At 67.0% G+C, this 294-nt stretch carries 1 protein-coding gene; it reads left to right on the forward strand.

Annotated elements, in window-relative coordinates; translation table 11 throughout:
• Positions 1–250: hypothetical protein (locus KVS71_RS17275; RefSeq protein ID WP_217585133.1), on the forward strand; the 250-nt coding region annotated here is incomplete at its 5' end.
• Between the last annotated feature and the right edge of the window lie 44 nt (positions 251–294).

A 294-nucleotide genomic window follows, 5' to 3' on the forward strand; every position in this document is an offset into this window, starting at 1 on the left:
CGCGACCCTGCAGTCCAGCGCTGGGGAGATCGCGGGGAGCGAGGTGAACCGCGGCGCTTTCTCGTTCGCGGCGATCGACCTGGCCGACCTCTATGCGGAGCTGCATCCCCGCGTGCAGCAACTGCTCACCGACGGTGCGACCAGGACGAGCGAGGGCGCGGCTGCGCTGCGCGCCGTCCGCGAACAGTTCGAGCGCTACGAAGACATCACCCAGTCCGAGCTCTATCGGATCTGGCAACCGGCAGGCTGACCGAAGGCGAGACGACAACGATGAACCCCGTCATTGACCGAGTG

This window comes from Microbacterium sp. GbtcB4, assembly GCF_019091465.1.
In the GTDB taxonomy this organism is placed as follows: domain Bacteria; phylum Actinomycetota; class Actinomycetes; order Actinomycetales; family Microbacteriaceae; genus Microbacterium; species Microbacterium paraoxydans.